This is a genomic window from Bartonella silvatica, from assembly GCF_040545155.1.
In the GTDB taxonomy this organism is placed as follows: domain Bacteria; phylum Pseudomonadota; class Alphaproteobacteria; order Rhizobiales; family Rhizobiaceae; genus Bartonella; species Bartonella silvatica.
In genome coordinates, this window is the sequence record NZ_JBEPLI010000040.1 from 1 (window position 1) to 4,459 (window position 4,459).

Sequence of the window (4,459 nt, forward strand, 5' to 3'; positions counted from 1 at the left end):
GAGCCTCGTCCCCATCAAGAAGAAGCCATCAAGAAAGTCTGTGAAGGTTTAAAAGAAGCAGACCGTGGCAAGCTGATTATGGCATGTGGAACGGGCAAGACTTTCACCAGTTTGAAGATAGCAGAAAGCCTTGCTGGGAAAGGCAAGCGTGTGTTGTTTCTGGTGCCTTCTCTGGCTTTAGTCTCACAAACAATCCGTGAATGGACAGCTGATGCACAAGTCCCGTTGCGTTCCTTTGCTGTGTGTTCGGATACGAAAGTAGGCAAGCGTCGTAAAAATCAAGATGATATTGTTGGTATGGAAACATCAGATCTTGTTCTCCCTGCTACCACGGATGCTCAAGCCCTTGCCAAAGAAGCACGTGAAAACCTAGCAGATGCAATGACGGTTATCTTTTCAACTTACCATTCTATCCAAGTGATTTCGGATGCACAAAAAAAGTATGATTTACCCGAATTTGATCTGATCATTTGTGATGAAGCCCACAGAACGACTGGAGCTTCATTGGGAACAGAGGACAATGAATCCGAATTTATCAAGGTTCACGATAACAGCATCATTTTTGGCAAAAAACGTCTGTATATGACAGCAACGCCTAAGATCTTTAGTGACACTGCCAAAAGGCGCGCTGATGAGATTAATGCCGTTCTCGCATCTATGGATGATGAAATGCTTTTTGGCAAACAACTCCATCATTATACATTCGCGGAAGCTGTCGATAATGAACTTTTAACTCCTTACAAGATTGTGGTCTTAGGTATTAATGAAACCTATATCACACCAGCCATACAGGAGATTATTGCCAATGAAAACCGTGAAATTGATTTAGATGATGCGGCAAAAATTATTGGCTGTTATAGAGCACTTACCAAAATAGATAAGCAAGCGGCTGTTGATGATGATGATACAGAGCCCATGCAATGTGCTTTAGCTTTTTGCAAAGATATCAATACCTCTCAATATATAACAAAGCTCTTTAATAAAATTATCAAATCTCATATTGATGATTTCCTTCAAACCGTTCCCTTTCTAAACTGTGAAGTAAGACATATTGACGGAACGCAAAGCGTCAAAAAACGCAATGAGGAATTGGATTGGCTTAAAGAAGATGCGGGGCAAAATGTTTGTCGGATTTTAAGCAATGTTCGGTGTCTGTCTGAAGGGATTGATGTCCCTGCTCTTGATGCCATCATGTTTTTACACCCGCGTAATAGCCAAGTGGATGTGATACAGGCGGTAGGGCGTGTGATGCGTCGTGCTCCAAATAAGAAAACGGGCTATATCATTTTACCCATTATCATTCCTTCACACTTAGAAGCCAAAAAAGCTTTAAAAAACAATAAGAGGTATCGTGTTGTTTGGCAAGTTTTGCATGCTTTACATTCTCATGATGAGAGACTTGCTAGAACAATTAATCAAATGTCTTTAGGACAAGATAGCAGCCATACGATTGAGATTATAGAGATTAAGCGTGCCAATGAATTACAAGAACTCACCACAACGGTTGATGAGATCTCGATACCATCAAAAGCAGAAAGTTCTGGACACACGATTGGAACAGCAGAAAGAAAACCTCAATCGGTATCTGGAGGACAAGGAGACTTATTCCCCCGTTCTGAATTTTTTGATTTTGTCAAAGCCATTTTTCTGGATTGTTTTAAAATCACGGATTATTGGGAAAATTGGGCGGGCAATGTTGCTGAGATTGCTCAAAACCATATCACGCATCTTAAAGATATGATTTCCGATGAAAAGAGTGAAGCCTTTCACGCCTTTGATGCCTTTCATAAGGAATTAAAGAACAACGTCAACAGTGAAATCAAGCAAGAGGAAGCCATTGAGATGTTAGCCCAACATCTTGTCACGCGTCCCGTGTTTGAAGCCTTGTTTGACGGTAATGAATTTGTACAGAACAATGCCATTTCACAAGCAATGGACAAGATCTTAACGGAACTGGATAAAACCAATATCGAAGAGAAAACGAAAGATCTTGATAAATTCTACAAAAGTGTCACGTTCTGTACAGCAGGCATTACAGAAACTCATGCAAAACAGAATCTTATTATCAAGCTTTATGAAAGTTTTTTTGCCAAAGCATTTAAGAAAACCACGGATAAGCTTGGGATTGTTTATACCCCCGTTGAGGTTGTTGATTTTATCATTCATTCTGTTGATGATGTGTTGCGTAATGAATTTGGCAAAAGCTTGGGGTCACGGGGTGTCTCCATTCTAGACCCTTTCACGGGAACGGGTACCTTTATCACACGGCTTTTACAATCAGATCTCATAAAACCAGAGGATATGGAATATAAATTCCGTCATGATATCCATGCCAATGAGATTGTTTTGCTTGCCTATTACATAGCAGCGATTAACATTGAATCGACTTATCATAGTATCATGAAAGGTGAATATATTCCTTTCAAACATATTGGTTTGGCTGATACGTTTCAGACGCTTAAAGAAAAAAACTTGATAGACGGTATACTTAAAGAAAACAGTGAATATTTGGAACATCAAAAGAAACTGGATATCAAAGTTATCTTTGGTAATCCTCCTTATTCGGTCGGACAAAAAAATGAAAACGATAATGCAAAGAATACTCCTTATCCGATTTTAGATAATCGTATCCGTGAAACTTATGCTGCTCAATCTAAAGTAACGAATATACGAGCGCTTTATGATAGTTATATCCGTGCCATTCGCTGGGCTAGTGATCGTATTGATAATGCTGGAATAATCGGCTTTGTTTCTGGTTCAGGTTACATAGAAAAATCGACAATGGACGGTTTACGAAAATCTTTAGCCAAAGAATTTAGCAGTATTTACGTACTCAATTTACGAGGAGATATTCGTAAAAACATGTTAAGTAATGGGGCTGCTCAAGAAGGAGAAAATGTTTTTGGCAATGGTAGTATGACCGGTATCGCTATAACGCTCTTTATCAAAAAGCCCAATGTGACTGAATCATGTAAAATTTACTATCACGACATTGGTAGTAATCTTACAACTAAAAGGAAACTTGAGATCCTTGACGAATTTTGCAGTATTGATGGTATTACCCATGAACAAGGCTGGCAACTCATTACACCAGACAAGCATGGTGACTGGATTCATCAACGTGATGACAGTTTCAACGCATTTTTAGCTTTAGGCGTTAAAAGAGGGCATGATAAAAAGCTTTTTGAGACTTATTCTTGTGGTATTATCACTAGCCGTGATGCATGGACATATAATGCAAGCCGTGAAGCTTTAGCAAAAAATATGGATAACATGATTGCATTCTATAATAGTGAAGTGGAACGTTTTAATGATGCTTATGTACATGCTGATCATAAAGCACGTACAAGGGCTGTAAATGATTTTATCAATACGAATGCCAAAAAAATCAGTTGGAGTCGTGCACTTAAACAAGAGCTAGCAAAAGGGAAAGTTTTTAAATTTGAAGAGATATGCCTTACTCGAAGTTTGTATCGTCCTTTTACCAAGCAGTGGTTTTATTATAATCGCGTTTTCAATGAAAGAGTTTCTCAAATGCCGCGGATATTTCCTATAGGACAAGCGGTTGAAAATCAAGTAATTCAAATTACAGGCATAGGAGCAAGGTGTGGCTTTTCTGTTTTGATGAGTAAGGATTTACCTAATCTAGATGCAATAGAAAAAGGTCAATGCTTTCCACGCTATATTTACGAAGATACTACGATCTTAAAAAGTAAAAGAGAGAAGCAATCCCATTTATTTACGCATTCTACAGAAGAAAGTAAAACAGTTGGTTTACAGAGGCATGATGCCATTACTGATGAAGGATTAGCACATTTTAAAGCTGCTTATCCTAATGAAAAAATTACTAAGGATGATCTATTCTATTATGTTTACGGTCTACTTCATTCGGAAGATTATCGCTCTCGTTATGCTGATAACCTCTCTAAAGAATTGCCTCGCATTCCTTGTGTAAAGACAGCTGATGATTTTTGGAAATTTGTAACAGCAGGGCGTGAACTGGGTCATTTGCACGTAAACTATGAAACTGTAGAACCTTATCCAGTGACCTTTAAAAAAGGCAATCCAAAAGTTACAGAGATCTCTAATCCCGAAAAATTCTATTACGTGACTGAAATGAAATTCGCAAAAGCAGGTAAAGAGAAAGATAAATCAACAGTTTTTTACAATAGCAATATCACAATAACAGGTATCCCTCTTGAAGCTTATGAGTATATCGTCAATGGCAAGCCCGCTCTTGAATGGGTTATGGGGCGTCAATGTGTTAAGACTGATAAGAAGAGCGGCATTGTCAATGATGCTAATCGCTATGCTGTTGAAACCGTTGGCAATCCTGCCTACCCTCTAGAGTTGTTTCAAAGGGGTATTACCGTAAGTTTAGAAACCATGAAAATCGTTAAGAACTTACCAAATTTGGTATTAAGAGAAACTGAATAGACTTGGCATGCTCACATAATGG

The 4,459-nt window shown here is 38.4% G+C and carries 1 protein-coding gene; it reads left to right on the plus strand.

Annotated elements, in window-relative coordinates:
• Window positions 1-4,437, plus strand: a 4,437-nt coding sequence (locus ABID23_RS07575; RefSeq protein WP_354190845.1) for a type ISP restriction/modification enzyme, incomplete at its 5' end; no start/stop codon positions are given.
• Between the last annotated feature and the right edge of the window lie 22 nt (window positions 4,438-4,459).